This is a genomic window from Streptosporangium sp. NPDC001559 (assembly GCF_042893955.1).
Lineage (GTDB): Bacteria > Actinomycetota > Actinomycetes > Streptosporangiales > Streptosporangiaceae > Streptosporangium.
The window spans coordinates 24,417-48,243 of the sequence record NZ_JBIAVG010000006.1 but is presented as its reverse complement, the minus strand read 5'-3'; the positions used below and the strand labels follow the sequence as shown (position 1 = coordinate 48,243).

The window sequence follows — 23,827 nt, the reverse complement described above, 5'->3', positions numbered from 1 at the left end:
CCATCCATACGCCCCGCTGACGCGGCACTCCCGAAGCGGGCCATACTGACTAGGTACAGACGAACAAGATCCGCCTCAACGTGAGCGGCGGGGGAGCATGCATATCGTGATCATGGGATGTGGCCGGGTCGGATCGACCCTGGCGCACATCCTTGAGGACAGCGGCCACTCGGTCGCGATCATCGACCGTGACCCACAGGCCTTCCGCAGGCTGCGAGCCGGTTTCCGGGGACGCCGGGTGACCGGCATCGGCTTCGACCGGGACGTGCTGGAGGAGGCGGGCATCGGGACCGCCAGCGCCTACGTCGCGGTCAGCAGCGGCGACAACTCCAACATCATCTCCGCCAGGGTCGCCCGCGAGACCTTCGGCGTTGACAACGTGGTCGCCCGGATCTACGACCCCCGGCGCGCCGAGGTCTACCAGCGTCTCGGCATTCCCACCGTCGCCACGGTGCGCTGGACCGCCGACCAGATCCTGCGGCGTGTCCTGCCCGAGGGGACCGAGCCGCTCTGGCGCGACCCCACCGGTTCCGTCGTGCTGGCCGAGGTGGCCTACCACCCCGCCTGGATCGGCACCAGGAGCAAGGACCTGGAGGAGTCTGCGGGCACCCGTGTCGCGTTCATCAACCGGATGGGCGAGACCCTGCTGCCCAAGAACGACTCCGTGGTGCAGGAGGGCGACATCCTGCACGTCATGGCGGCCGAGAACGACATGGAGCGCATCAACAAGGTGCTCTCCGGCCCTCCCGAGGGGAGCCACTGATGCGCGTCACCATCGCGGGCGCCGGAGCCGTCGGACGGTCGATCGCCGCCGAACTCCTGGAGAACGGCCACGAGGTCCTGCTCATCGACATCGACCCCAAGGCCATCAAGATCGACACTGTGCCGAGGGCGGAGTGGCTGCTCGCCGACGCCTGCGAGATCTCCTCCCTGGACGAGGCGGGCCTGGCCGACTGTCACGTGGTCGTCGCCGCCAGTGGTGACGACAAGGTCAACCTCGTCGTCTCCCTGCTCGCCAAGACCGAGTACGGCGTGCCGCGCGTGGTGGCCAGGATCAACCACCCCAAGAACGAGTGGCTGTTCAACGAGTCGTGGGGCGTCGACGTGGCCGTCTCGACCCCGAGGCTGCTGAGCGCGCTGGTCGAGGAGGCGGTGAGCGTCGGCGACCTGGTCCGCCTGATGACCTTCCGACAGGGGCAGGCCAACCTGGTCGAGCTCACCCTGCCCGAGGACGCTCCGGTCGTCGGCCACCGGGCGGGCTCGGTGCCCTGGCCCGCCGACACCGCGCTGGTGGCGATCCTGCGCGAGGGCCGGGTGCTGGTGCCCAGCGCCGACGACCCCCTTGAGGCGGGCGACGAGCTGATGTTCGTGGCCAGCCAGGAGGTCGAGGAGGAACTGGGCAGGCTGCTCTCCCCGCACCGCTCCGCCTGACCCCCTCACACGCGAAACGGTCCCGTACGGCTTGGCCGTACGGGACCGTTCTTCGTCACGGGGCCGTCATGGAGAGGCGGGTGTGGCCGGGGTCCTGCCCCTGGTCAGCAGCCAGACCATGGCACCCAGGGCCGCGACCTGCAACGGCCAGCCCATCACGATCTTCAGGATGCCGAGTTCGGCGACCGCGTCGTTCCCGCCGATGAGGTAGACGGGCAGCTGCACGGCCACCCGCACCACGCAGGGGATCATCAGCAGCCAGGTGAGCCTGGAGCACAGGCGCACCACGGCCGGGTCGGCGCGCCAGGCGGTCGGATCACCGGTGACCGACCCGATCAGGAAGCCGACCACCGGCCAGCGGACGACGATCGACAGCAGCATCGCCACCGCGTAGCCCGCGTTGTAGAGGATGCCGGGCAGGAACACGTCCTTCGCCTCGCCCGTCCGGGAGGCGAAGAACGCGCCGATGGCGATGCCGAACAGGCTGTTGAGCACGAACTGCGGCGTCGAGCGCTGCAGCACGCGCGCCAGCAGCAGGACGACCGAGGTGGAGACGCTGACGATCAACGACGTCCTCAGGTCGGAGGTGGTGATCCACATCAACGTGAAGACGATCGTGGGCACGGCGGCCTCGATGGTCCCCCGTACGCCGCCGAAGGCCTTGGCGAGCTGCCCGCGCATCGCCGCCTCGACGGTCACGTACGCCGCGTTCTCCTCGGTGGTGCTCATCTTCTCGCTCACCGCTCCGTGGTCGTCTTCACTCACGCACCGCCCGCCGGGCGCAGCTCGTACTTGGGATTGAACATCACCTTGCGCCCGTCCTGAAGGCTGACCAGCCCCTCGGCGAGCACCATCCTGCCCGGCTCGATCCCCGCGATCTTCCTACGCCCGAGCCAGACCAGGTCGATCACGTCGGAACCGTCGTAGAGCTCCGCCTCAAGGGCGGGCGCGCCGCCACGGGGGCGCAACGTGACCGTACGTAGCGTACCGGTTACGCAGAATCTGCGTCGCCCGCCACAGGAGACGATCGGCGTCGCGCCGTGACGATCGAGGTCCTGCTGGAGCTCGTCGGCCTCCAGTTCCGCCTGGCTCGTCGTCAACCGACGGAGGAAGCCTCGAAATCCGCCCTGTTTATGCGGTTCCTGAGAACCCACGACCTCTCCTTCGCATACGTGTTGAATCAGCGTACGCGATCCCTCACGTCAGCGGATCTCGGCGATCTCAGGACCGCGTTCGAAGGGGTTGAGGTCGGGCACCTCCTGCTCGGCGGCCTGCTGTTCCGCGGGCTGCCTGGCCTCGGGAGGAAGCCGCAGTTCGATCGACTCCTTCGGGGCCATCGGCTCGTCGCCGCGGACCACGACGATGTCGCCGACCACCCCTTCCAGGACGGCGGCGACCTCCTCGTCCACGACCGCGCGGCCACTGACCACCGCGCGCAGGAACCAGCGCGGACCGTCCACGCCGATGTAGCGCACCGGCTGGGGCTCCTGCGCCCCGTCGGCGGGGATGCGCGCGAACAGTTCGACCCCGAACGGGCCCTCGCGCTCCTCGACCGTGCCGCCCGCTGCGCGCACGCCCTCGGCGAGGTCGGTACGGACCTCGTCCCAGATCCCGCTGCGCCTGGGCGCGGCGAACGCGTGCACCTGCAGGGCGCTGTCCTCGACCATGACGACCGCGCCGACGATCCGGTCGCCGGACAGGTTCAGCTGCACCTCGAAGCCGGGGTCGATGGGCAGGCGCAGCCCGCCGAGGTCGACGCGTTCCCGCTCCGGATACGACTCACCCGAGTCCCACGGTCCCGAAGGGCGGCTGCGAGGCTCCTCGACGGCCTTCTCGCTCTGCGCGGCCTTCTCCGCGGTGGCCGGGGGCTCCTCGCGACGGCGCCGTTTGAACACTTTCCTCACGCTCCTTGAGAGTTCACTGGAGGCTCGTCACCCGGGCCCCGCCCCGCATCAGCGTCCGGTGGACCCGAACCCGCCGGCGCCCCGCGCCGAACCGGGCAGCCGGTCCACCTCGTAGAACACCGCCTTCTCCACCCGCTGGACGACGAGCTGCGCGATGCGGTCTCCCCTGCGCAGCCGTACGGCCTCCTTGGTGTCGGTGTTGATCAGCGTCACCCTGATCTCACCCCGATAGCCCGCGTCCACGGTGCCGGGCGCGTTCACGAGCGTCACCCCGTGCCTGGCGGCCAGGCCCGAACGCGGATGCACGAACGCGGCGTATCCGTCGGGCAGGGCGATCGCCACACCGGTGCCGACCGTGACCCGCTCACCCGGAAGCAGCTCGACGTCCTCGACGGCGCGCAGATCGGCTCCCGCGTCACCGGGATGGGCGTACGACGGCATGGGCAGATCGGTGTCGAGCCGGTGGATCAACACCTCGACTTTGCCGGTCACGGGTTCCCCTCGTCATCGTGGTGCTCGTCGGTGGCCGCCCGGCCGTCGGCGCGGGCGGAGCGCTCCCCGTCCGCGCCGGCGTTCCGGCCGGCGCGCTCGCCGATGCGGGACGCGACGACGCGCGTGGCGGCCGGGCCGTACGGACCGCCGCGACGTCCCTCAGCCTCACCGTACGCCTTCCGGCCCGCGCCGGAGGCACACCTGGCACGCGTGGACGGCGACGGGCCGCCGTGTGCGAGAGCGGAGCACGAGGTGGAACGGGTCACGGAGGAGAACGTTACCCGTTGTGCTGGGCGGACTCCTCATTCACGGCGGAGTCCGGCCCCGGAGCCGCCGTCTCGGCGCCCTCCGGCTCATCTCCCGGCTCGTCCCCCGGTGGGGGGTGTTCCGGCGCGGCGGGCAGGGCGATCGGGGGGTCGGCCATGAGCTCGGGGATCGCCCGGTAGATGACGGCGGCGACCGGGACCGCGACCGCCGCCCCGGCGATGCCCGCCAGGATGCCGCCGACGGCCAGCACCAGGATGATCGCCAGCGGGTGGAAGCTCAGCGCCCTGCCGACGATCAGCGGCTGCAGGACGTGGTTCTCCAGCTGCTGCTCGACGATCAGGATGCCGAGGAAGATCAGAGCGTAGATCGGCCCCTTCGCCCCCAGGGTGACCAGGGTCGCGACGCCTCCGGCGAAGAAGATGCCGACGATCGGGATGAAACTGGCCAGGAAGATCATCACCGCGAGCGGAGCCCAGAGCGGCACGCCCATCCCGGCGAGCACGATGCCCATGACCACGCCGTGCACGGCGGCCACCGCCACGGTGCCCTGCACGTAGTGCGACAGGGTCACCCAGGCCGTACGGCCCGCCTTGTCCACCCGGGGCGCCGCCGAGCCGAAGCCCTTCAGGAACCAGCTCCAGATGCGGTCGCCGTCCTTCAACAGGAAGAAGGTGACGAACATCAGCAGCACGATGGAGGCGAGCACCTCGAAGGCGACCGTCGCGCCGGTGAGCACGGTCTGGGTGATCTGGTTGCGTTGCGCGGTGATCTGGGTGGTGATCTCGTCGATCCAGGAGGTCAGCTGGTTGGGCTGCAGGTGCAGGGGGCCGGTGTAGAGCCACTGCTCGACGGTCTTGGAGGTGGCGCGCACCTGGTCGACCAGGCCGGGGAACTCGTCGTTGGCCCGCAGGCCGATGAACCAGCCCGTGCCGCCCAGCACCCCGAAGGCCACCAGCATCGTGATCCAGGTGGCGTATATGGGGCGGACGCCGACCGCCCTGAGTCTTCGGGTCACCGGGAACAGCAGCGCGGTCAGCAGCAGCGCGATGGCCACCGGCAGGACCACGATGTGCAGTGTCGCGATGAACTGCGCGAAGTAGAAGACCGCCCAGCCGATGACGATCAGGCAGAGGCACCAGACCGCCACTCGCAGCAAGGTGCGCGGCACGAGGTTCGTCAGGCGTTCCCGATCGGAGATCACCCTTCCAGACTGTCATGCCACGGCCTGTGACGCGCATGGTTATCGGCCCAACACGCAAAACCACGGCACCGGACCGTAAGAAGGCCGTGGGGCCCGGCGGGCCCCACGGCGGGTGGATCAACGCTCTCCCGGCGGCCGGGTGATCACCCTGTCGTCGAGATAACAGTCACAGTTGCCGCAACCCGGGATCATGTCCTCCTCCTCACCTGCTCGTGTCTCGACCGTACGGCAGGCGCCCAGGACGGCAAGGGAAGATTCGCGTGCGGCCGGGGACTCAGACGAGGGCGACCTCGACCAGCAGGTCGCCCTCGCCCTCCGTGAGCACGAACTCCTCGACGACGCCCGCGCCGCACAGGTCGTCCTGCGCCTGGCGCACCAGGCCCGCGGGACCTCCGGTGACGGTCAGCCGGGTGACCTCGGCGCGCATCGACAGTTTGGCGTCCGACTTGGCCTTGCGGATGTGGTGGAGGACCCCGGCCACCGCGGGGAGCAGCCTCCTGTCCCCCTCCCGCTCGGCCAGGCCGTGCGCCTGAGGCCAGGAGGCGCGGTGCACCGAGCCCTCACGCCACCAGGACCAGACCTCCTCGGTGACGAAGGGCAGGAACGGGGCGAACAGCCTGAGCATGACGTCCAGCGCCCGGCGCAGCGCGGCGTGCGCCGACCCGGCCGCCGGGTCGTCCCCGTAGGCCCTGAGCTTGACCAGTTCCAGGTAGTCGTCGCAGAACTCCCAGAAGAACCGTTCGGTCCTTTCGAGCGCGCGGGCGTAGTCGTAGGCCTCGAAGGCCCTCGTCGCCTCCTCGACCACCTCGGCGAGCCTGGCCAGCATCGACAGGTCGATCGGCTCGGTGACCTCGCCGCCGTCCTTCCCGAGCCCCAGCACGAACCTGGAGGCGTTCAGGATCTTGATCGCCAGCCTGCGGCCGATCTTGATCTGGCCCGTGTCGAAGGTGGTGTCCGTGCCGGGCCGCCCGCAGGCCGCCCAGTAGCGGACCGCGTCGGAGCCGTGCTGTTCGAGCAGCCCGAGCGGGGTGACCACGTTTCCCGCCGACTTGGACATCTTCTTGCGGTCGGGGTCGAGGATCCATCCGGAGATCGCGATGTCGCGCCAGGGCAGGGTGCCCTCCTCCAGGTGCGCCCTGACCACGGTCGAGAACAGCCAGGTGCGGATGATCTCGTGGGCCTGCGGGCGCAGGTCCATCGGGAAGACCCGCGCGAACAGGTCCTCGTCGCGCTCCCAGCCACCCGCGATCTGCGGGGTGAGCGAGGAGGTCGCCCAGGTGTCCATGACGTCCGGGTCGCCGACGAAGCCGCCCGGCCTGCCACGCTGTTCCTCGGTGTATCCGGGCGGCGCGTCGGAGGCGGGGTCCATCGGCAGCGCCGACTCCGGCGGCACGATCGGCGAGGAGAGGTCGGGCTCCCCCGCCTCGTCCAGCGGGTACCACAGCGGGATCGGCACGCCGAAGAAACGCTGCCTGGAGATCAGCCAGTCGCCGGACAGGCCCTCGACCCAGTTGTCGTAGCGGACCTTCATGTGCGGCGGATGCCAGGACAGCTCCTCGCCACGGGCCAGCAGCGCCTTCCTGAGGGTCTGGTCCCGCCCGCCGTTGCGGATGTACCACTGCCGGGTGGTGACGATCTCCAGCGGCCGGTCGCCCTTCTCGTAGAACTTCACCGGGCGGTTGACCGGCCTGGGCTCGCCCTCCATGTCACCCCGGGCGCGCAGCAACTCGACGATCCGCTCGCGGGCGCCGTGCACGGTCCTGCCCGCCAGCTCGCCGTACGGCTCGGCGGGCACGCCGGGGGGCGCCTCGGGCAGCAGCCTGCCGTCCCTGCCGACGACGGCCCGGGTCGGCAGGTCAAGCTCACGCCACCAGACGACGTCGGTGACGTCGCCGAAGGTGCAGATCATGGCGATGCCCGAGCCCTTGTCCGGTTCGGCCAGGCGGTGGGCGAGCACCGGCACCTCGACGCCGAACAGCGGCGTGGTGACCGTGGTGCCGAACAGCGGACGGTAGCGCTCGTCGTCGGGATGGGCGACCAGCGCGACGCAGGCGGGCAGCAGCTCGGGCCGGGTCGTCTCGACCCAGACGCGCTCCCCCGTCTCCCCGGCCGGGGTGAAGGCGACACGGTGGAAGGCCCCGGGCCACGGCCTGTCCTCAAGCTCGGCCTGGGCGACGGCCGTGCGGAAGGTCACATCCCACAGGGTGGGAGCCTGGGACAGGTAGGCCTCACCGCGGGCCAGGTTGCGCAGGAAGGCGCGCTGGGAGGCGGCACGCGCCAGACCGTCGACGGTCGCGTAGGTCAGCGACCAGTCGACCGACAGGCCAAGCCTGCGCCAGAGCTCCTCGAAGACCTTCTCGTCCTCGATGGTGAGCCGTTCGCACAGCTCGATGAAGTTGCCGCGTGAGACGGGGATCTGGCGTTTGGCGTCCGGCTTGGCCGGGGGCTGGAAGGCGGGGTCGTAGGGGACGGACGGATCGCAGCGCACACCGAAGTGGTTCTGCACCCTGCGCTCGGTCGGCAGGCCGTTGTCGTCCCACCCCATGGGATAGAAGACCTCCCGACCGCGCATGCGCTGGAAGCGGGCGATCGTGTCGGTGTGGGTGTAGGAGAAGACGTGTCCGACGTGCAGGGAGCCGGAGACGGTCGGCGGCGGGGTGTCGATGGAGTAGATCTCCGGCCGGGTGCGCGTCCTGTCGAAGCGATAGGTGCCTTCGGCCTCCCAGCGGGCCGACCATACGGCTTCCAGCCCGTCGAGAGAAGGCTTCTCGGGCATGGGCGCATGGCGCGGTCGCTGTGGTGTCATGCCTCCCTATGGTATGGCGTCTGGTATGGCGTCGCGTGCCCTCGTGACGGAGGAGACTAGTGTTCTCGTGCGAAGCGAAAACAGCGGGGAGGGGGCCACATGGCCGACAAGTCCGAGAAGCAGGATATGGCGTGGCGGGTCATCGGCGGCCTCGCGGGGCTGGCGACCGCCTGGGCCGCGCGTAAGGTCATCGGGTTCGCCTGGGAGAAGACGACCGGCAAGAAGCCGCCGGCGGACAACGAGTCGCTGGACATCAGCTTGGGTGAGGCGATCGGTTACGCCGTGGTGATGGGGGTCGGCATGCAGGTGGCGCAGATCGTGGTCGCCCGCACCGCCAGGAAGCGCTACGACGCGTGGAAGTCCCTGCGGGGGGCGGCCAAGGAGATCTCGCTCTGACCCGGCCGTGCCCCGCCACCCGCCGGTCGCGGGGACGGGGCGCGGCGCCGTACGTTCCGGGTCAGGATTCGAGCGAGGCGAGGAACTCCTTGGCCCAGCGATCCACGTCGTAGGTCGCGACCCTCCTGCGCAGTGAGCGCATCCGGCGTGACAGGTCGTGCGGCGTGGCCCGCATCGCGGCGAGCATCGTCCGTTTGAGGCCGTCCACGTCGTAGGGGTTGACCATGAACGCCTGCCGCAGTTCGTCGGCGGCCCCGGCGAACTCGCTGAGCACCAGGGCCCCGCGCAGGTCGTTGCGGCAGGCGATGTACTCCTTGGCGACGAGGTTCATGCCGTCGCGCAGCGGGGTGACCACCATCACGTCGGCCGCCAGGTAGAGCGCGGCCAGCTCCTCCCGGCCGTAGGACTGGTGCATGTACTGCACCGGCTGCTGGCCGAGTTCGCCCTGTTCCCCGTTGATCCGGCCGACCTGGAGCTCGATCGAGTCGCGCAGGCGCATGTACTCCTCGACCCGCTCCCGGCTGGGGGTCGCGATCTGCACGAAGGCCGCCTCCCCCGGTTTGATCGAACCCTCGGACAGGAGTTCGCCGAAGGCCTTCAGGCGCTGGCCGATGCCCTTGGTGTAGTCGAGCCGGTCGACACCGAGCAGCAGGCACTCGGGGTCGCCGAGCTCGGCGCGGATCTCCTTGGCCCGCTCGGTGATGTGCGGTTCGCGCACCAGCGAGTCGAGCTCCCCGAAGTCGACCGAGATGGGGAAGGCCGCGGCCCGCACCACCCGGTCCTCGACGTAGATCTCGTTCTTGTGGTGCTGGAGGCCGAGCAGGCGGCGGCACAGCCGGATGAAGTTCGACGCGCCGCCGGGGCGCTGGAAGCCGACCATGTCGGCGCCGAGGAGCCCCTCGACGATCTCCCTGCGCCAGGGCAGCTGGGAGAACAGCTCGACCGGTGGGAACGGGATGTGCAGGAAGAACCCGATGCGCAGGTCGGGTCGGAGTCTGCGGAGCAGGGCCGGGACCAGCTGCAGCTGGTAGTCCTGGATCCACACGACCGCGTTCTCGGCCGCCTCCTCCGCGGCGGCCCTGGCGAAACGCTCGTTTACCGTCCGGTACGCCTCCCACATGACGCGGGAGTAGACCGGAGGCGCCACCACGTCGTGGTAGAGGGGCCACAGGGTGGTGTTAGAGAAGCCCTCGTAGTAGAGCTCGACCTCCGATTCCGACAGCGGCACGGGGATGAGGTGCATGCCGTCGTGTTCGAAGGGGTCGAGGTACTCACCGGGGGCGCCGTGCCAGCCGATCCACGCGCCCTCACGTCGCTGAAGGACGGGAGCGATCGCGGTGACCAGGCCGCCGGGGCTGCGCCGCCACATGTCGTCACCCACACGGTCGACGGGGAGGCGGTTTGCGACGATCAAAAACGAGCTGCGGCCCTGCACAAAATCCTCCAGGTAGTCGGACTACTCCTAACAACTACCCAATTCAGGCGTTTCTATGACTTACCGGGTGGAAGCGCCCCGCTAATTCTTAGATCACTCCTGACCGCCGCCGCGAGTCTTCTTGTGGCGGCGCGGTTGAGGGCCCCACCTGCGACGGCACCCGTGAGGAAGGGGCCGAGGGTGGTCAGATGGCGGCCGAGGGTGCGCAGCAGCCTGTTGCGCAGCGCCGTCTTGGCCGCCGCGCCGAGCGCGATGCCGACCGTGGCGGGAGACAGCGGATCGACGCCGCGCTGCCTGGACCAGGCGGCCACGAAGACCATGGCGCGCTGTGCCCCGGTTCCCGGAACCCGTACCCCGTAAACCTCGTGGAGCTCGGCGAGCAGCTTGACCTCGATCGCGGCGACCACCAGGGTCTCGGCGACGAGCTGGGCGGGGGCGGACAGCAGCAGGGGCGGGGTGACGAACTCGGCCGCGGCCAGCGCGCCGCCGATGGCGCCGACCGTCATGGTCGCCTTGGCGGCCGTCCGCACGAGATCGTCGGCGAGGGCCTCGGAGGTCAGGCCGTGGTGGTGCTCGGAGAGGGTGGCCAGATCTCGGATGGGAATGCGAGGGGCGACGGCGGTGAACACCTCGGCCAGCCAGCGACCCCGGCCGACCCCCGTCGCCTTGGCCCTCCTCGATCCCCTGGCCAGGAGTGTGGTCAGGCGGCCGAGCAGCCGTCGCCGCTCGGTGCCCGCGAGCCCTTCCGGCTCGATGAGTTTTCCGACGAGCTCGGCCATCTCCTGGTCGTTCGCCCCGTCGGCTGTTCCCTCGACCGTGCCCCCGGCGCCCCCGGCGCCCTCGACCGGGCCCGGCCGGTGCTCCCGCGTGCCCGCGGGCTCGGTCCGCCCGTTCGCCGCGCGGTCCTCGTTCGCGGGTGCGCCGGCCGACTCCCCGGCGATGGAGTCGCCCGGCTTCGCACCGGTCTGTTTGTTCTCTGACGTCATGTCGCGGAACCTCCTCAGGGCTGTCCCGGAGTCCTTCCCGTCGTCGGGAGGACCTCGGACGGCCGTCGGAACATCGTCAGGCCGCGCACTCCTTGCAGATCTGCTGGCCGTTCCTCTCGGTGGCGAGCTGACTGCGGTGGTGCACGAGGAAGCACCGCGCGCAGGTGAACTCGTCGGCCTGGCGAGGAATCACCCTGAGCGAGAGTTCCTCGTTGGACAGGTCCGCGCCCGGCAGTTCAAGCGACTCGGCGAGGTCCGTCTCGTCGATGTCGATACTGCCCGAGGACTTGTCGGTACGGCGGGCCTGCAGTTCCTGAAGACTGTCCTCGCCGAGGTCGTCGTCAGTCTTGCGTGGGCTGTCGTAGTCGGTAGCCATCGGTCTGCTCCATCCCCCTCATCTATCTATCTGTCCGCGCTTGTGATCCGTTTGCGCTCGTTCGCGCGTGTGTAACGCTTGAGAGGCCCAACTTGTGCCCGATCCGCCAGATAGATTCCTGCTTCGGTACCCCGTCGGAATGGCCGATGAACCTCCCCACACGTGAGGGACCTCCCACCAATGGGCGTGGTTAGCCAAATATGGCGTAAACCACAACATTGGCGGCATGCACCACCGTGTTCGACGGCACATCCAACCACATGTACGGCGTGAACGAGACGCCCCCCGCCGGATCAGCGCGACTGAAGTCTCACCGTCACCACGAGGCCTCCTCCGTCCCTGGGAACGGCGGCCACGTTGCCCCCGTGAGCACGCACGACCGCGCGAACGATGGACAGCCCGAGCCCGGCCCCCTTGGAGGAGTCGATCCGTTCGGCGTTGAGCCTCCGGAACGGCTCGAACAGGCTGTTCACCTCGTAGGCGGGCACGTGCGGTCCCGTGTTGGCCACCTGAACGACGAGGGCCCCCTCAACAATTCCCGTGCGCACCCACACGCGTCCCTCTTCGGGGAGATTGTGCTTGATGGCGTTCTCGACCAGGTTGGAGACGCAGCGTTCCAGGAGCACCGGATCGCCGACCGTCTCCGCGCTCTGCAGCTCGGTGGTCACGACGACCCCGGCCTCCTTGGCGCGCGGGACGAGCTGCTCGACCGCGGTCTCCGCGACGTCCTTCACGTCCACCGGCTTGCGCACGCTCAGCTCCCGCTCGCTGCGCGCCAGCAACAGCAGCCCCTCGATGAGCCGCTCGTTGCGCGCGTTGACCTCGAGCAGCGTACGGCCGAGCGCCTTGAGGTCCTCCGAGGCCTGCGGGTCGCCCAGCGCGATCTCCAGGACGGTCCGGTTGATCGTCAGGGGAGTGCGCAGCTCGTGCGAGGCGTTGGCCACGAACCTCCGCTGGGTGTCGAAGGCCACGTTGAGCCTGGTCAGCATGGCGTCGAAGGTGTCGGCCAGCTCCTTGAGCTCGTCGTCGGGACCTTCGAGGCCGATCCGCTCGTGGGCGAGGGTGCTGTCGGAGAGCCTGCGCGCGGTCGTGGTCATCTGCTGGATCGGCCTGAGCGCCCGGTCCGCGACGAGGTAACCAATGATGATCGCCAGGATGGCGACCCCGGCCAGCGCCGGAATCGACCTGGTCAGCAGGGCCTTGCGCGCCCCGGTGACCGCCAGGTGCAGGTTGGAGTTCCACCACTGCTGGACCTGGACCGCGAGGTCCTGGGGCATGTCGTCGGTGATCGCCCTCGGCCACGCCGACTCGATCGCCCAGCCGACCATCATGTAGATGACGAACAACAGCAGGACCCCGGCGATGAAGAACAGCACGCCGTAGGTGATGGTGAGGCGCCAGCGGATGCTGATCCTGCTGACCGTCGTGTGCAGCCGTTCGAGCGGGGTCGGCGAGGGCGAGGTGTCACCGGGCGGGGGCGGCCCGTCCCAGGCGGGCGGCCCGGTCGGCGGGGGCGCCTGGACGCGGACCGGCGTCACGGGGGCCTGGCGCCCGCCGTTCCTCGCGCTCCGCTCGGAGTGCGGACTGATCATGGGGTGGGTCGGCACCCCCTGCCCCGCCTCCTCGGCGGGACCGTCCGCGAAGCGGCCCTCCCTGGCGCCCTCGCCCGCGCTCACAGCTTGTATCCCACCCCGGGCACCGTCTCGATCACCTGAGGCTCACCCAGTTTCTTCCTCAGGGTCATCATCGTGACGCGCACCACGTTGGTGAAGGGGTCGATGTTCTCGTCCCACGCCTTGTCGAGCAGGTCCTCCTGGCTGACGACCGCGCCCTCGGCGCGCATCAGCTCCTCAAGGACCGCGAACTCCTTCTTGGTGAGGGCGATCTCCTCGCCGTCCCTGGTGACCAGCCGCTTGCCCGGGTCGAGACGGACCCCGGAGCGCTCCAGAACGGGGGGCAGCGCCGGGGCCGAGCGGCGGCCGAGTGCCCGCACCCGCGCGACGAGCTCGACGAAGGCGAACGGCTTGGCGAGGTAGTCGTCGGCGCCGAGTCCCAGTCCCTCCACCCTGTCGTCGACGTCGCCAGAGGCGGTGAGCATCAGGATCCGCGACGCGGTCCTGTCGGCGACCAGGCGGCGGCAGACCTCGTCGCCGTGGACCTTGGGCAGGTCCCGGTCCAGGACGATCACGTCGTAGTCGACGTAGCCGGTCCGTTCGAGCGCGCCGGCGCCGTCGTAGGCGACGTCGACGGCCATGGCCTCGCGCCGGAGCCCGGTGGCGATCGCGTCGGCGAGCACTCGCTCGTCCTCAACCACAAGCACGCGCACGACCTCTGCTACCTCCCGTGAAAGATCCGCGAAACCCGCGGCAGCGACTTTTCATTGTCGCCATACCCCGCGTAAGACGGGGGTAAGGCCGGTCTCACCATACGAACAATCCGTGATGTAAGACACATATAGGTTTAGCCATCCCGCGGGCGTGGGTAGAGCTCAAACCCAGTCCCCCGCCAGCCCAATCCTTCAGCCCCCGTGAGAAAGAAGGTGAGATGGGCGAGTTCACCACCACGATCGAACACCGCCTCGACCAGGCTTACAAAAATCTGCAGGAAGCCAGGACCGCGGGCGACCACTACCTCGCCGACACCTTCACCGCCGAGATCGAGGATCTCCGCCGTCTGGCAACGGACAACGGCGTCGTCCCCGTCCAGCGCTGAGCGAACAGGCCCCTCGGCGCCCTGCCCGAGGGGCCTGTTCGTGCCCCGGGCCCGTCAATCGTCGCGTTCCGGGTCCAGCGGCGCCAGCAGGTCGTGCAGTTCCTCGAAGAGACCGGGCGCCGCGCAGATCGTCAGGTCCGGGTTGGGCCGCCTGCCCCCCAGGCCGCCGATGCGAGCCCCCGCCTCCGCGGCGATGAGACCACCCGCCGCGTGATCCCAGTACTGCGGGCCGCGCTCGTAGTAGCCGTCGACCCGCCCGGCGGCGACCGAGCACAGGTCGGAGGCCGCCGAGCCGCCCCTGCGGATGTCGCGCACCCGCGGCAGCACGTGGGCGAGCACCCGCGCCTGGACCGCGCGCCGTCCCGCCTCGTAACCGAATCCCGTGGCGATCAGGGCCCGGTCGAGCGGCACGCCCGTGGTGCAGCGCAGCCGTTCCCCGGCCAGCCAGGCGCCCTCGCCCTTGACCGCGGTGAACACCTCGCCCCTCGGCACGACGTTGACCACCCCGGCGACGACCTCGCCGTCCACCTCGACGCCGACGCTCACCGCCCACTCGGGCAGGCCGTACAGGAAGTTGACGGTTCCGTCGATCGGGTCGACGATCCAGCGGACCCGGCCGTCGCCGGTCGAGCCGCCCTCCTCACCGAGGATCGCGTCGCCCGGCCTGGTCCGCCTGATCCGGTCGCGGATCAGCTCCTCGGCGGCCTGGTCGAGCGCGGTCACCACGTCGGTCGGGCTGGACTTGGTCGCCAGTACCTCGGGCCTGGCGGGCCGCTTGGCCAGGAGCATCTCCCCCGCCTCCCTGGAGATCTCCTCGGCCAGCCGGGCGAGAAGCCGCGCGTCCTCCCCCGGCGGCCCGCCGCGCGTCACGACAGCGACTCCGGTCGCTTCCACTCCCTGCCGAGGACGTGCTGGGCGAGGAAGGCGAGCACGGTCTCGTACCAGACCACGGCGTTGCCCGGTTTGAGCACCCAGTGGTTCTCGTCGGGGAAGTACAGGAACTTCGACTCGACCTCAGAACGCCGCAGGTCCCACCACAGGCGCAGGGCCTCGCCGATCGGCACCCGGTAGTCCTTGTCGCCGTGGACGACCAGCATGGGCGTGGAGATCCGCTCCAGCGACAGGTGCGGCGACAGGTCCCGGTACGGCTGCCCGCCCGGGGGCCCGAACTCGCGCTGGAAGTAGACGGCGGCGTCGGTCGTGCCGATGAACTGCTCCAGGTTCCACAGCGAGGCGTGGGTGACGATCGCCTTGAACCGATCGGTGTGCCCGGCGATCCAGTTGGCCATGTAACCGCCGAACGAACCGCCCATCGCGGCGGTCCGCGAGGCGTCGAGTTCGGGCAGTTCGAGCGCGGCGTCGGTGATCGCCATCAGGTCGGCGTACGTGCGCGGCCCCCAGTCGGCCCAACCCCGCCGGATCGCCTCAAGGCCGTAACCGGTGGACAGGCACGGGTCGGGCAGCAGCACCGCGTAGCCGTTCTGCGCCATGATCCACGGGTTCCACCGCCACGACCAGTCGTTCCAGCTCGACAGCGGGCCGCCGTGTATCCACAGCAGGAGTGGCGCCGGGCTCTGCGCCGAGGCGCCCTCGGGCAACACCAGCCAGGCCCTGACGGTCTCGCCGTCGTCGGTGGTCGCGCTGACCTCGGTCAGGGTCCCGGGAAGTTCGAGACCGGGCGCCGGGGAGGGCAGCGTCTCGACCGTGCCGTCCACGGTGACGTGGACCGGGACGGCCGGGCTGTCCACGGCGCCGCGCAGCGCGTAGACCGAGCCGTCGGGCGCGGCCTGGAGCGACAGGTAGGCGCCGTCGTCGGCGGTGAGCCGTACCGCCTCGGAGCCGTCGGCGGGGACGCGGAAGATCGGGCGGCGCCCCCGATGGTCGGCGGCCAGGTACAGCGTCCGGGAGTCGGGCGCCCACACGAAGTCGACCGGCCACAGGAGGTGGCTCTCGAAGCGGCCCGCGACGTGCCCCTCCCCCGTGGCCGTGTCCACGATCCACAGGACGCTCTCCACGGGCACGTCCGTGGAGCCCCGCACCTCGCGCACGCACGCGACCAGGCTCCCGTCCGGTGAGACGACGGGTTCCCCGAGGTCGTGACCGTCCTGCTCGGCCAGGATCCTGCGGGTGCCGTCCGCCACGTCGATCGCCACCAGGTGGGAGCCGAGTTCCCCGCCGGGCAGGGGGACCGTCCAGCTCGTCACGACGGTCGCGCCGTCCGGGGTGAGGTCCCACGAGGCGAGGGCCAGGCTCTTGCCCGGCTGCGGGGTGAGATCCCTGGTCCCGGTCAGCCGCTCCCGCCCGAGCGCCCCGGCGAACAGCCTGACCTCACCTGGCCCGAGGTCGTGGTCCCAGTGGCGCACCAGCAGGTCCTCGTGCAGGATCGCGCTCACCCCGTTGTCCTTGCGCGCCTTGCGCCGCTCCGCCTCGGTCGCCTCGTCTCCGGGCAGCACGTCGGAGCCGAAGACCACGTTCCCGCCCGCGGTGGCGAACCCCGTCACACCGCCGGGCCGCGAGGCGACCTGCCTCGCCTCTCCTCCCGCGCGCGGCAGCAGCCAGAGCGCGGGGACCCCCTCCTCGGTCTCCTTGACCGTCGGGTCGGGGCGGCGGGAGCAGAAGAGCAGATCGCCGCCGGCCGTGAACTCCGCTCCTGTCTCGCCTTTCACCGACCGGGTCAACCGGTACGGCTCACGCCCGTCGAGAGGGATCTCCCACAGGGACGTGCCGTAGGACTTTCCGTCGGGATTGAGTGCCTGGACCACGCTCACCAGGCGAGTTCCGTCGGGGGAAAGCCGCAGGGAAGTCACCCGGGGTACACCGACATAATCGCGGATGTCGCTAAATGGGGTCACGCTTGGAACCTACCCTGCGCCTCTTCTTCGATCACTCCCGCCGGGAGGCCACTTTCCATACCACTCGGCTCCCCCCGGCGCGATGATGCGCGGCGATGCGGGAGGATTCCCCGCCATGCGGTTTGATGAGAGTCATGGGGACTTACGACGCGCTGCTCGTCGTCTCGTTCGGAGGGCCTGAGAAGCCCGGCGACGTCATGCCGTTCCTGGAGAACGTGGTGCGGGGCCGGGGAGTCCCGCGTGAGCGGCTGCTGGAGGTCGAGGCGCACTACCAGCGCTTCGGGGGGCACAGCCCGATCAACCAGCAGTGCCGCGACCTGATCGCCGCCGTCGAGCCGACCGTCGACGTGCCGGTCTACTGGGGCAACCGCAACTGGCATCCCTACCTTGAGGACACCCTGCGGCGGATGGCCGCCGACGGCGTGCGCAGGGCCGCCGCCTTCGTCACCTCGGCCTACGCCTCCTACTCCGCGTGCAGGCAGTACCTCGACGACATCGCCCTGGCCAGGGCGGCGGTCGAGGGCGCCCCCGAGGTCGTCAAGCTCAGGCACTACTTCGACCACCCGGGATTCGTCGCGGCCATGGTCGACCACACCCGCCAGGCCCTCGACCGGCTGCCCGCCGAGCACCGGGACGCCGCGCGCCTGGTCTTCACCGCGCACAGCGTCCCCGTCTCGATGGCCAGGACGGCCGGGCCCGGCGGCGGGCAGTACGAGGCGCAGCTACGCCGGGCCGCCGCCGCGGTCGTCGCCGGGCTGGGCGGCGACCGGGAGTGGGACCTGGTCTGGCAGAGCCGCAGCGGCCCCGCCCACGTGCCGTGGCTGGAGCCCGACGTCTGCGACCACCTGCAGAAGGTCGACGCCCCGGCGGTCGTCCTGGTACCGATCGGTTTCGTCTCCGACCACATGGAGGTCGTCTACGACCTCGACGTCGAGGCCGCCCAGACAGCCGCCGGACTCGGTCTCCCGCTGGCCAGGGCGGCGACCGCGGGCACCCACCCCCGGTTCGTCGCGATGGTCGGCGAGTTGCTCGCCGAGCCCGAGCCCGTCCCGTGCGCGGCCACCTGCTGCCCGGCCCCGCCCCGCCGTCACGGGTAGGCGCGGGCGTAGGCCTGGGCGACGGACAGGACCTTGTTGACGTAGGCCGTGGAGTGGTTGTAGAACCACACGGCCTTCGCCAGCTTCTTGCCACCCTGTCCGGCGCCGTTCGCGCACAGGTAGTTGGCCGCTCCGGGCACGGCGTCGTAGGGACTCCAGATGTCGGCGACGCCGTCGCCGTCCCCGTCCACGCCGTAGGCCTTCCAGGTGGCGGGCATGAACTGCATGGGGCCGAGGGCTCCGGCCGAGGAGGGGCCGTTGTTGCGCCCGTGTGAGCTCTCCACCTGGCCGATGGCCGCCAGCACCGTCCACGAGAGGCCGGGGCAGACGGTGGCCGCCTTGCGGTACAGCTCCAGATAGCTGCCCGGCCGCCCGACCGTGGCCCTGTTGCCGGTACGCGCCCGTTCCCGTACCCGCTCGGCCTTCACCTCTGTCCTCCTGGCCGTACGGCTCCCGCCGAGGACGACCACCTGGGCGCCGGAGCCGAGCAGTTTGCGCACCCCGGCGTCCATCGCGGCGACCTCCTTCTCCGGGCCGTTGACCAGCAGCGCCACCCCGGGCAGCAGGCCCAGCCGCCGTCCCGTCTCGGCGCCGACCAGGCCGTCGACTCCGGGCAGGCCGAAGGACGCCGAGGCGGCGACCCGCAGCGCCGGACCGGCGTCCACCTGGTACCTGGCGCCGAGGACCAGCCCGAGCCGCCGGACCGCGGCGCTGTCGGCGATGAGTTCCCCTCTGTTCAGCGCCTCCCAGACCCTCGGCTGGTCGGCCACGGCCTTGGGCGCCCAGGCGCGGAAACGGGCCGGTTCGACCGCGAGCAGGTTGAGCGCGGTGCCGGAGACCCGTACCGCTCCCCCGTCGAAGGAGTCGACCTTCTGGACGTGCCCGAGCCGGGAGATGTCCTGTTTGGTGCGTTCGGGAAGCGTCGACTGGGAGACCACGAACAGCCGGGGCGGGGTGAGGGTGATCCCCGGCCCGCCGGTCGCCGCGACCACCGGGGTCGGGGTGACGGGGGACGGGCTCGCCTGGGTGAGGTCGGCCTGCGGGGCGAGCCTGGCCAGGTCTCGCACGGTCGTGTCCCGCCGGAGGTCGGAGGTCGCCGTACGGACCTGCGCCGGGGAGCCGGCCGGGCTCAGGACGAGGAAGATCGCACCTGTGGTGACCGCGAGGGCGGTCACGGCGAGTATCGCGACCAATACCCCCAACCTGGGATGATGTGACACTGCCCTCACGTTAGCCCAAGCACCACCGGTTCGCTCTGTTGCGCGAAAAATGAGTTGCCGTGTGATGGTTTGGTTAGAAATGGTCGATACGATCGACGGCGAAAACGTGGGAAAGGGGCAGTCCGTGGTCGGGCCGTACCGGAGATTGTTCAACAGGCCCGGCGTGAAGGGGTTCGTCATCGCGGGCTTCTTCGGGCGGATGCCCATGTCGATGCTGGGCATCGGCATCGTGCTCCTCGTCGAGGCCCTCACCGACTCCTACGCCATGGCGGGAGCGGTCGCGGCCACCGTCAGCGTCACCTTCGCCGTCGCCGCCCCCCTGTCGGGCCGCCTGGTCGACAGGTACGGCCAGGCGAGGATAGCCGTTCCCCTGGTGCTGACCCACGGCGTCTCACTGAGCGGCCTGATGCTCTGCGGCGGGCTGGGCGCGCCCGCGTGGACCCTGTTCGTCACCGGCGCCCTGGCGGGCGCCAGCGCCCTGTCCCTCGGCTCACTGGTGCGGGCCCGCTGGTCCCACCTGCTGGGCCGGTCGGACGATCTGCACGTGGCCTTCTCCTTCGAGTCGATCGCGGACGAGGTCATCTTCGTGGCCGGTCCCGCGCTGGTGACCGCGCTGGCCACCTCGGTCAGCCCGTACGCCGGACTGGTCGTCGCCCTGGTCTCCACGGTGATCGGCACCGTCGCCTTCGCCATGCAGCGCGGCACGGAGCCCCCGATCATCCCCAAGGGGGAGAGTTCGAGGAGCCCGATCACCATTCCCGGCGTCGCGCTGCTCTCGTGCGTCTTCCTGGCGGTCGGCTCGGTCTTCGGCTCGGTCGACCTGATCACCGTGGCCTTCGCCGAGGAGCACGGCGCCAAGGCCGCGGCCGGGCTGCTGCTGTCGGTCATCGCCATGGGAAGCCTGCTGTCCGGCCTCTGGTACGGCGCGCGGCGCTGGAAGTCCTCGATGCGCAGCCGGTTCGTCACCACCCTCGGGATCTTCGCCCTGGGCGTCTCCCCCTTCGCCCTGATCGAGCACGTCGGAGTGATGGCGCCGTTCATGTTCCTCGCCGGGCTGGCCGTCTCCCCGACGCTCATCACGGGATACTCGCTGATCGAGCGGCTGGTCCCGGCCCGCCTGCTCACCGAGGGCATGGCGTGGCTGTCCACCGCGGTCGGCTTCGGCGTCGCGCTCGGCTCGTGGGCCGCCGGACGGCTGACCGACCTCTACGGCTCCTCCAACGCCTACATCTTCCCGCTCGGCTGCGCCCTGCTGGCCGTGGCCGTCGGAGTGGGCGGCTTCGCCTGGCTGCGGCCCCCTGTTCTCCAGGAGCAATCGTGAGTATGGTTCATGTCTCTTGGCGGGACGGACCCGTGCCCGCGGCGTGAGCCGGGCACGCCTCGCGACATCCCCGGCCGAGGAGCGACCATGAGCCGGACCCCCGCCGCCTTCCGCAACTGGGCGGGCAACCAGTCCGCCGTCCCCGCCGAGGTCCACGCGCCCTCCTCAGCCGAGGAGGTCGCCCTGGCCGTACGGCGGGCGGCCGAGACGGGGCGACGGGTGCGCATGGTCGGCACCGGGCACTCCTTCACCGGCGTCGCGCTGACCGACGGGCTGCTCCTGCGGCCCGAACGGCTGACCGGCGTCCTGCAGACCGGCGAGGGGTGGGTACGGGCGGCCGCGGGGACCCCGCTCAGCGTGTTCAACGAGGAACTCGCCCGCAGGGGCCTGGCGCTGGCGAACATGGGCGACATCACCGCCCAGACCCTGGCCGGAGCCGTACAGACCGGCACCCACGGCACCGGCGGCAGGATCGCCGGCCTGGCCGACCAGGTGATCGCGCTGGACCTGGTGCTCGCCGACGGCGAGAGCGTCACCGTCTCCCGCGAGGGCACCGCCGAGATCCGCGACGGGGTCACCGAGCGGGACCTCTTCGACGCCGCCAGGGTCGGCCTGGGCGCGCTCGGGGTGGTGACCGCGCTGACCTTCGCGGTCGAGCCCTCGTTCCTGCTGCACAGCGTCAGGCAGCCGATGCGGCTGAGCGAGATCCTCGGTTCGCTCGACACGATCACCGCGGACAACGAGCACCTCGACTTCTTCTGGCTGCCGCACACCGACACCTGCCTGACCAAGCGCAACAACCGCCACCCCGGCCCGGCCAGGCCGCAGAGCGCGCTGAGGCACTGGCTGGACGACGTCTTCCTGGAGAACACGGTGTTCGGCGCGCTGTGCGGGCTCGGCGCGCGCCTGCCCGCCGCCATCCCCGGCATCAACGCGCTGTCGGCCTCGGCGCTGTCGGCCTCCGAGCGCGTGGACACCTCCTACGAGGTCTTCGCGACCGTACGGCGGGTGCGCTTCCTGGAGATGGAGTACGCCATCCCGCGCGAGCACCTCGCCCAGGCCCTCAGGGAGACCCGTGACCTGATCGACAGCCGGGGCTGGCGGATCACCTTCCCGATCGAGGTGCGGGTCACCCCGCCGAGCGACGCCTGGCTGTCCACCGCCTACGGCCGCGACTCGGCCTACGTCGCCTGCCACGTCTACCGGCCGACCCCGAACCCGGACTACTTCGAGGGCGTCGAGGAGATCATGGTCCGGCTCGGCGGCAGGCCGCACTGGGGCAAGCTCCACACCCGCGACGCGGCCTACCTGGCCACGGTCTATCCGCGTTTCGCGGACTTCCTGCGGCTACGGGACCTGCTCGACCCGGGACGGACGTTCTCCAACGACTATCTGGACACCGTCCTGGGCTGACCGGCGCGTCCCGCGATCCAGGGGACTCCCCCGCCCGTTCCCCTTGTCACGAGGTTCGCGTGCGGCCTCTCCGGAGAGTCACGTGCCGGCGTCCTGTCGCCTCGGCGGCGGACGCCGGAGCGGATTCGCGGACGCCCGCGCCGCCCGGATCCGAGGAAGCGTCTCCCGTCGCCCAGGCCGGCCGCCCCGAACCGGGGGCTCTTGCACCAAGTTCGCGACGGCGCCCTGGGTTATTGGGGAGAATCCGTCGGGGACTCCGAATGTACTGCTCCACAACGATGCCCGATAAGCAGGTGAATGGAGCAAATGTGACCGGCGTCACATCGCTGCGAGCCCCATCCAGGAAGGCGATGTTCGGACATGCCGGGTACGGTGCTGGCAGGCAACCGGCACACGCGAGAGACTCAAGGGTCCGGGGGAAGATTGAGCACGACGACGAAGGGACTCGCATGCAGGAGCTCCGTCTCGTCGCGGTGAGTGAGGACGGGACCTACCTTGTGCTGGCCACGGCCGGCCGGGGGACCCGGTTCACGCTGCCCGTCGACGACCGGCTCCGCGCTGCCGTCCGCGGCAACTTCTCCCGTCTCGGCCAGTACGAGATCGAAGTGGAGAGTCCGTTGCGCCCCAAGGAGATCCAGGCCCGGATACGCGCCGGCGAGACCGCCGAGGAGATCGCCGCCACGGCGGGCATCCCGGTCGAGCGCGTGCGGTGGTTCGAGGGCCCCGTGCTCCAGGAACGCGAGTACATGGCCCAGCAGGCGCAACGCTGCGCCGTGCGGCTGCCTGGTGACTCCGCTCCCGGCCCCACCCTCGGTGAACTGGTCGCCGAACGGCTGACCCGTCGCGGCGTGCCCGCCGACGAGATCGACTGGGACTCCGCGAAGCGGGACGACAACCTGTGGCGGATCAAGCTCGGTTTCGTGTGGAACGGTCACAGCCGCAGGGCTGAATGGATCTTCGACCCGCGGCGGCGTCACATCACCCCGCACGACGACGAGGCCATGCGCCTGTCGTCGGGCGACCAGGCCGAGCCGGCCGAGGACAGCACGGTCACCCCGTTCGTGCCCCGGGTCGCCAAGCTCGCGCCGGTGCCCCCGCTGGCGCCCGAGCCGCTGAGCCAGTCCCCGGTCTCCTTCCCTTCGGTCCTGCGCCAGGAGCAGACGCCCTCCGACGACTCGCCCCCGCCGCCGGAGGCGCCCGCGCCCCAGGAACGCTCCGCTCCGGCCGCCTACACGCAGCCTCCGATGCCGCCGCTGCCCCCGGGCTACGATCCGCCGAGGCCCACCGTCCCTCCGCTGCGCGCGCCCGACTCCATGGCCCCGTTCGAGCAGCCGATCAGAACCCCCGAGGCCGCACCCGTCGCCCGGATGCGGCCTCAGGAACCCCCGGTGCTCGTGACGCCCAGGCCGCTCGCCACACGGGAGCAGGTCATGGAGTCCGAGCCGGTGGCCCCTGAGGTCGCCGAGACCGCCGAACCCGCCGAGGTCACGACGCCCGCCGAGCCGTCCCCCGAGGTCCTGGAGACCGCCGGGTCCACGGAGACCGGCGTTCCCGCCGAACCCGCCGAGGAGGAGGCGGCCGCGGTGCCCGCCGCACGTCTCAGCCTGGACGAGCGGGCCAGGGAGGAAGCCGCCGCCGCGCCCCCCGAGCCCGTCGTGGAGAAGGCCGCCGAGCAGGTTCCGGAGAAAGTCACGGAGAAACCCGCTGAGAAGGTCCCGGAGAAGGTCGCGGAGAAACCCGTCGAACCGCCGAAGCCGGCCCCCGCACGGCCCGCGAAGCGAGCCAGGGGACGGCGTGCCTCGGTGCCCACCTGGGACGAGATCATGTTCGGCGCCAGACGTCAGGACTGACCACAGGACACGCGAGGGCGGGGGCGGCACGGGAAACCGGCCGCCCCCGCCTCGCCGTACGGAAGGTG

23 protein-coding genes are annotated in these 23,827 nt (G+C 70.6%); 8 read left to right on the top strand and 15 right to left on the bottom strand.

The window, feature by feature from the left end; translation table 11 throughout:
* The first annotated feature begins 97 nt into the window (after positions 1–97).
* Together ACFYY8_RS15320 and ACFYY8_RS15315 are read left to right on the top strand one after the other, a co-directional pair.
* Positions 98–763: a potassium channel family protein gene (locus ACFYY8_RS15320; protein WP_390041059.1), complete on the top strand. Its 666-nt coding sequence runs from the start codon at positions 98–100 to the stop codon at positions 761–763.
* The gene (locus ACFYY8_RS15315; RefSeq protein WP_352016166.1) at positions 763–1,431 is read left to right on the top strand and encodes a TrkA family potassium uptake protein; all 669 of its coding nucleotides are present in this window, start codon (positions 763–765) and stop codon (positions 1,429–1,431) included. Before ACFYY8_RS15320 ends, ACFYY8_RS15315 begins: the two co-directional genes overlap by 1 nt.
* Positions 1,432–1,497: 66 nt before the next feature.
* Here ACFYY8_RS15315 and ACFYY8_RS15310 read toward each other — a convergent pair whose 3' ends face one another.
* The 7 genes from ACFYY8_RS15310 to valS all read right to left on the bottom strand — a co-directional run bounded on the left by ACFYY8_RS15310 (position 1,498) and on the right by valS (position 8,071).
* Entirely contained in the window at positions 1,498–2,160 is a 663-nt protein-coding gene (locus tag ACFYY8_RS15310; RefSeq protein ID WP_390041641.1) for a DUF3159 domain-containing protein, read from the bottom strand.
* A 32-nt stretch (positions 2,161–2,192) separates the two neighbouring features.
* Positions 2,193–2,585, bottom strand: coding sequence for an OB-fold nucleic acid binding domain-containing protein (locus tag ACFYY8_RS15305; RefSeq protein ID WP_352016167.1), 393 nt, complete (start codon positions 2,583–2,585; stop codon positions 2,193–2,195).
* Between the two features lie 48 nt (positions 2,586–2,633).
* Entirely contained in the window at positions 2,634–3,335 is a 702-nt protein-coding gene (locus tag ACFYY8_RS15300) for a DUF3710 domain-containing protein (RefSeq protein WP_390041056.1), read from the bottom strand.
* Positions 3,336–3,383: 48 nt separating this feature from the next.
* Positions 3,384–3,827 carry a dUTP diphosphatase gene (gene dut / locus ACFYY8_RS15295; protein ID WP_352016169.1) on the bottom strand — a complete coding sequence of 148 codons (444 nt, stop codon included), beginning with the start codon at positions 3,825–3,827 and terminating at the stop codon, positions 3,384–3,386.
* Entirely contained in the window at positions 3,824–4,093 is a 270-nt protein-coding gene (locus ACFYY8_RS15290) for a hypothetical protein (RefSeq protein WP_390041053.1), read from the bottom strand. The genes dut and ACFYY8_RS15290 overlap by 4 nt, the downstream gene beginning before the upstream one ends.
* A gap of 11 nt (positions 4,094–4,104) precedes the next feature.
* Positions 4,105–5,295: an AI-2E family transporter gene (locus ACFYY8_RS15285; RefSeq protein ID WP_390041051.1), complete on the bottom strand. Its 1,191-nt coding sequence runs from the start codon at positions 5,293–5,295 to the stop codon at positions 4,105–4,107.
* 274 nt (positions 5,296–5,569) lie between these two features.
* Positions 5,570–8,071 carry a valine--tRNA ligase gene (valS, locus tag ACFYY8_RS15280; protein WP_390041049.1) on the bottom strand — a complete coding sequence of 834 codons (2,502 nt, stop codon included), beginning with the start codon at positions 8,069–8,071 and terminating at the stop codon, positions 5,570–5,572.
* Positions 8,072–8,200: 129 nt separating this feature from the next.
* Between valS and ACFYY8_RS15275 the strand changes: the two genes are divergently transcribed.
* On the top strand, positions 8,201–8,497 hold the full coding sequence (locus ACFYY8_RS15275) for a DUF4235 domain-containing protein (RefSeq protein WP_390041047.1): 297 nt from the start codon (positions 8,201–8,203) through the stop codon (positions 8,495–8,497).
* 61 nt (positions 8,498–8,558) lie between these two features.
* On the opposite strand, the gene ACFYY8_RS15270 is transcribed toward ACFYY8_RS15275, so the two are convergent.
* The 5 genes from ACFYY8_RS15270 to ACFYY8_RS15250 form a co-directional block, all read right to left on the bottom strand.
* A complete protein-coding gene (locus tag ACFYY8_RS15270; protein ID WP_352016174.1) occupies positions 8,559–9,932 on the bottom strand; it encodes a trehalose-6-phosphate synthase in 1,374 nt (457 codons plus the stop codon).
* 53 nt (positions 9,933–9,985) lie between these two features.
* Complete coding sequence (locus tag ACFYY8_RS15265) at positions 9,986–10,918, bottom strand: hypothetical protein (RefSeq protein WP_390041045.1); 933 nt, start codon at positions 10,916–10,918, stop codon at positions 9,986–9,988.
* A gap of 76 nt (positions 10,919–10,994) precedes the next feature.
* Positions 10,995–11,294, bottom strand: a complete 300-nt coding sequence (locus tag ACFYY8_RS15260; RefSeq protein ID WP_184715811.1) for a DUF4193 domain-containing protein — start codon at positions 11,292–11,294, stop codon at positions 10,995–10,997.
* A 293-nt stretch (positions 11,295–11,587) separates the two neighbouring features.
* Complete coding sequence (locus ACFYY8_RS15255) at positions 11,588–12,886, bottom strand: sensor histidine kinase (RefSeq protein WP_390041639.1); 1,299 nt, start codon at positions 12,884–12,886, stop codon at positions 11,588–11,590.
* Between the two features lie 80 nt (positions 12,887–12,966).
* Positions 12,967–13,620 carry a response regulator transcription factor gene (locus tag ACFYY8_RS15250; protein WP_184715809.1) on the bottom strand — a complete coding sequence of 218 codons (654 nt, stop codon included), beginning with the start codon at positions 13,618–13,620 and terminating at the stop codon, positions 12,967–12,969.
* A gap of 218 nt (positions 13,621–13,838) precedes the next feature.
* On the opposite strand from ACFYY8_RS15250, the gene ACFYY8_RS15245 reads away from it, so the two are divergent.
* Positions 13,839–14,006, top strand: coding sequence for a hypothetical protein (locus ACFYY8_RS15245; protein ID WP_390041043.1), 168 nt, complete (start codon positions 13,839–13,841; stop codon positions 14,004–14,006).
* Positions 14,007–14,060: 54 nt separating this feature from the next.
* Here ACFYY8_RS15245 and ACFYY8_RS15240 read toward each other — a convergent pair whose 3' ends face one another.
* Entirely contained in the window at positions 14,061–14,876 is an 816-nt protein-coding gene (locus ACFYY8_RS15240; protein ID WP_390041041.1) for an inositol monophosphatase family protein, read from the bottom strand.
* Entirely contained in the window at positions 14,873–16,858 is a 1,986-nt protein-coding gene (locus ACFYY8_RS15235) for a S9 family peptidase (RefSeq protein ID WP_390041039.1), read from the bottom strand. The genes ACFYY8_RS15240 and ACFYY8_RS15235 overlap by 4 nt, the downstream gene beginning before the upstream one ends.
* A 134-nt stretch (positions 16,859–16,992) precedes the next feature.
* On the opposite strand from ACFYY8_RS15235, the gene ACFYY8_RS15230 reads away from it, so the two are divergent.
* On the top strand, positions 16,993–17,955 hold the full coding sequence (locus ACFYY8_RS15230; protein WP_390041037.1) for a ferrochelatase: 963 nt from the start codon (positions 16,993–16,995) through the stop codon (positions 17,953–17,955).
* On the opposite strand, the gene ACFYY8_RS15225 is transcribed toward ACFYY8_RS15230, so the two are convergent.
* Positions 17,946–19,157 (bottom strand): lytic murein transglycosylase, encoded by a 1,212-nt coding sequence (locus ACFYY8_RS15225; RefSeq protein ID WP_390041035.1) that lies wholly within the window; start codon positions 19,155–19,157, stop codon positions 17,946–17,948. The genes ACFYY8_RS15230 and ACFYY8_RS15225 overlap by 10 nt on opposite strands.
* Positions 19,158–19,281: 124 nt before the next feature.
* Between ACFYY8_RS15225 and ACFYY8_RS15220 the strand changes: the two genes are divergently transcribed.
* From ACFYY8_RS15220 to sepH, 3 genes are all read left to right on the top strand, one after another.
* A complete protein-coding gene (locus ACFYY8_RS15220) occupies positions 19,282–20,496 on the top strand; it encodes an MFS transporter (RefSeq protein ID WP_390041033.1) in 1,215 nt (404 codons plus the stop codon).
* Positions 20,497–20,583: 87 nt separating this feature from the next.
* Entirely contained in the window at positions 20,584–21,909 is a 1,326-nt protein-coding gene (locus ACFYY8_RS15215; RefSeq protein WP_390041031.1) for a D-arabinono-1,4-lactone oxidase, read from the top strand.
* Between the two features lie 449 nt (positions 21,910–22,358).
* Positions 22,359–23,759, top strand: a complete 1,401-nt coding sequence (sepH, locus tag ACFYY8_RS15210) for a septation protein SepH (protein WP_390041029.1) — start codon at positions 22,359–22,361, stop codon at positions 23,757–23,759.
* Positions 23,760–23,827 lie beyond the last annotated feature (68 nt).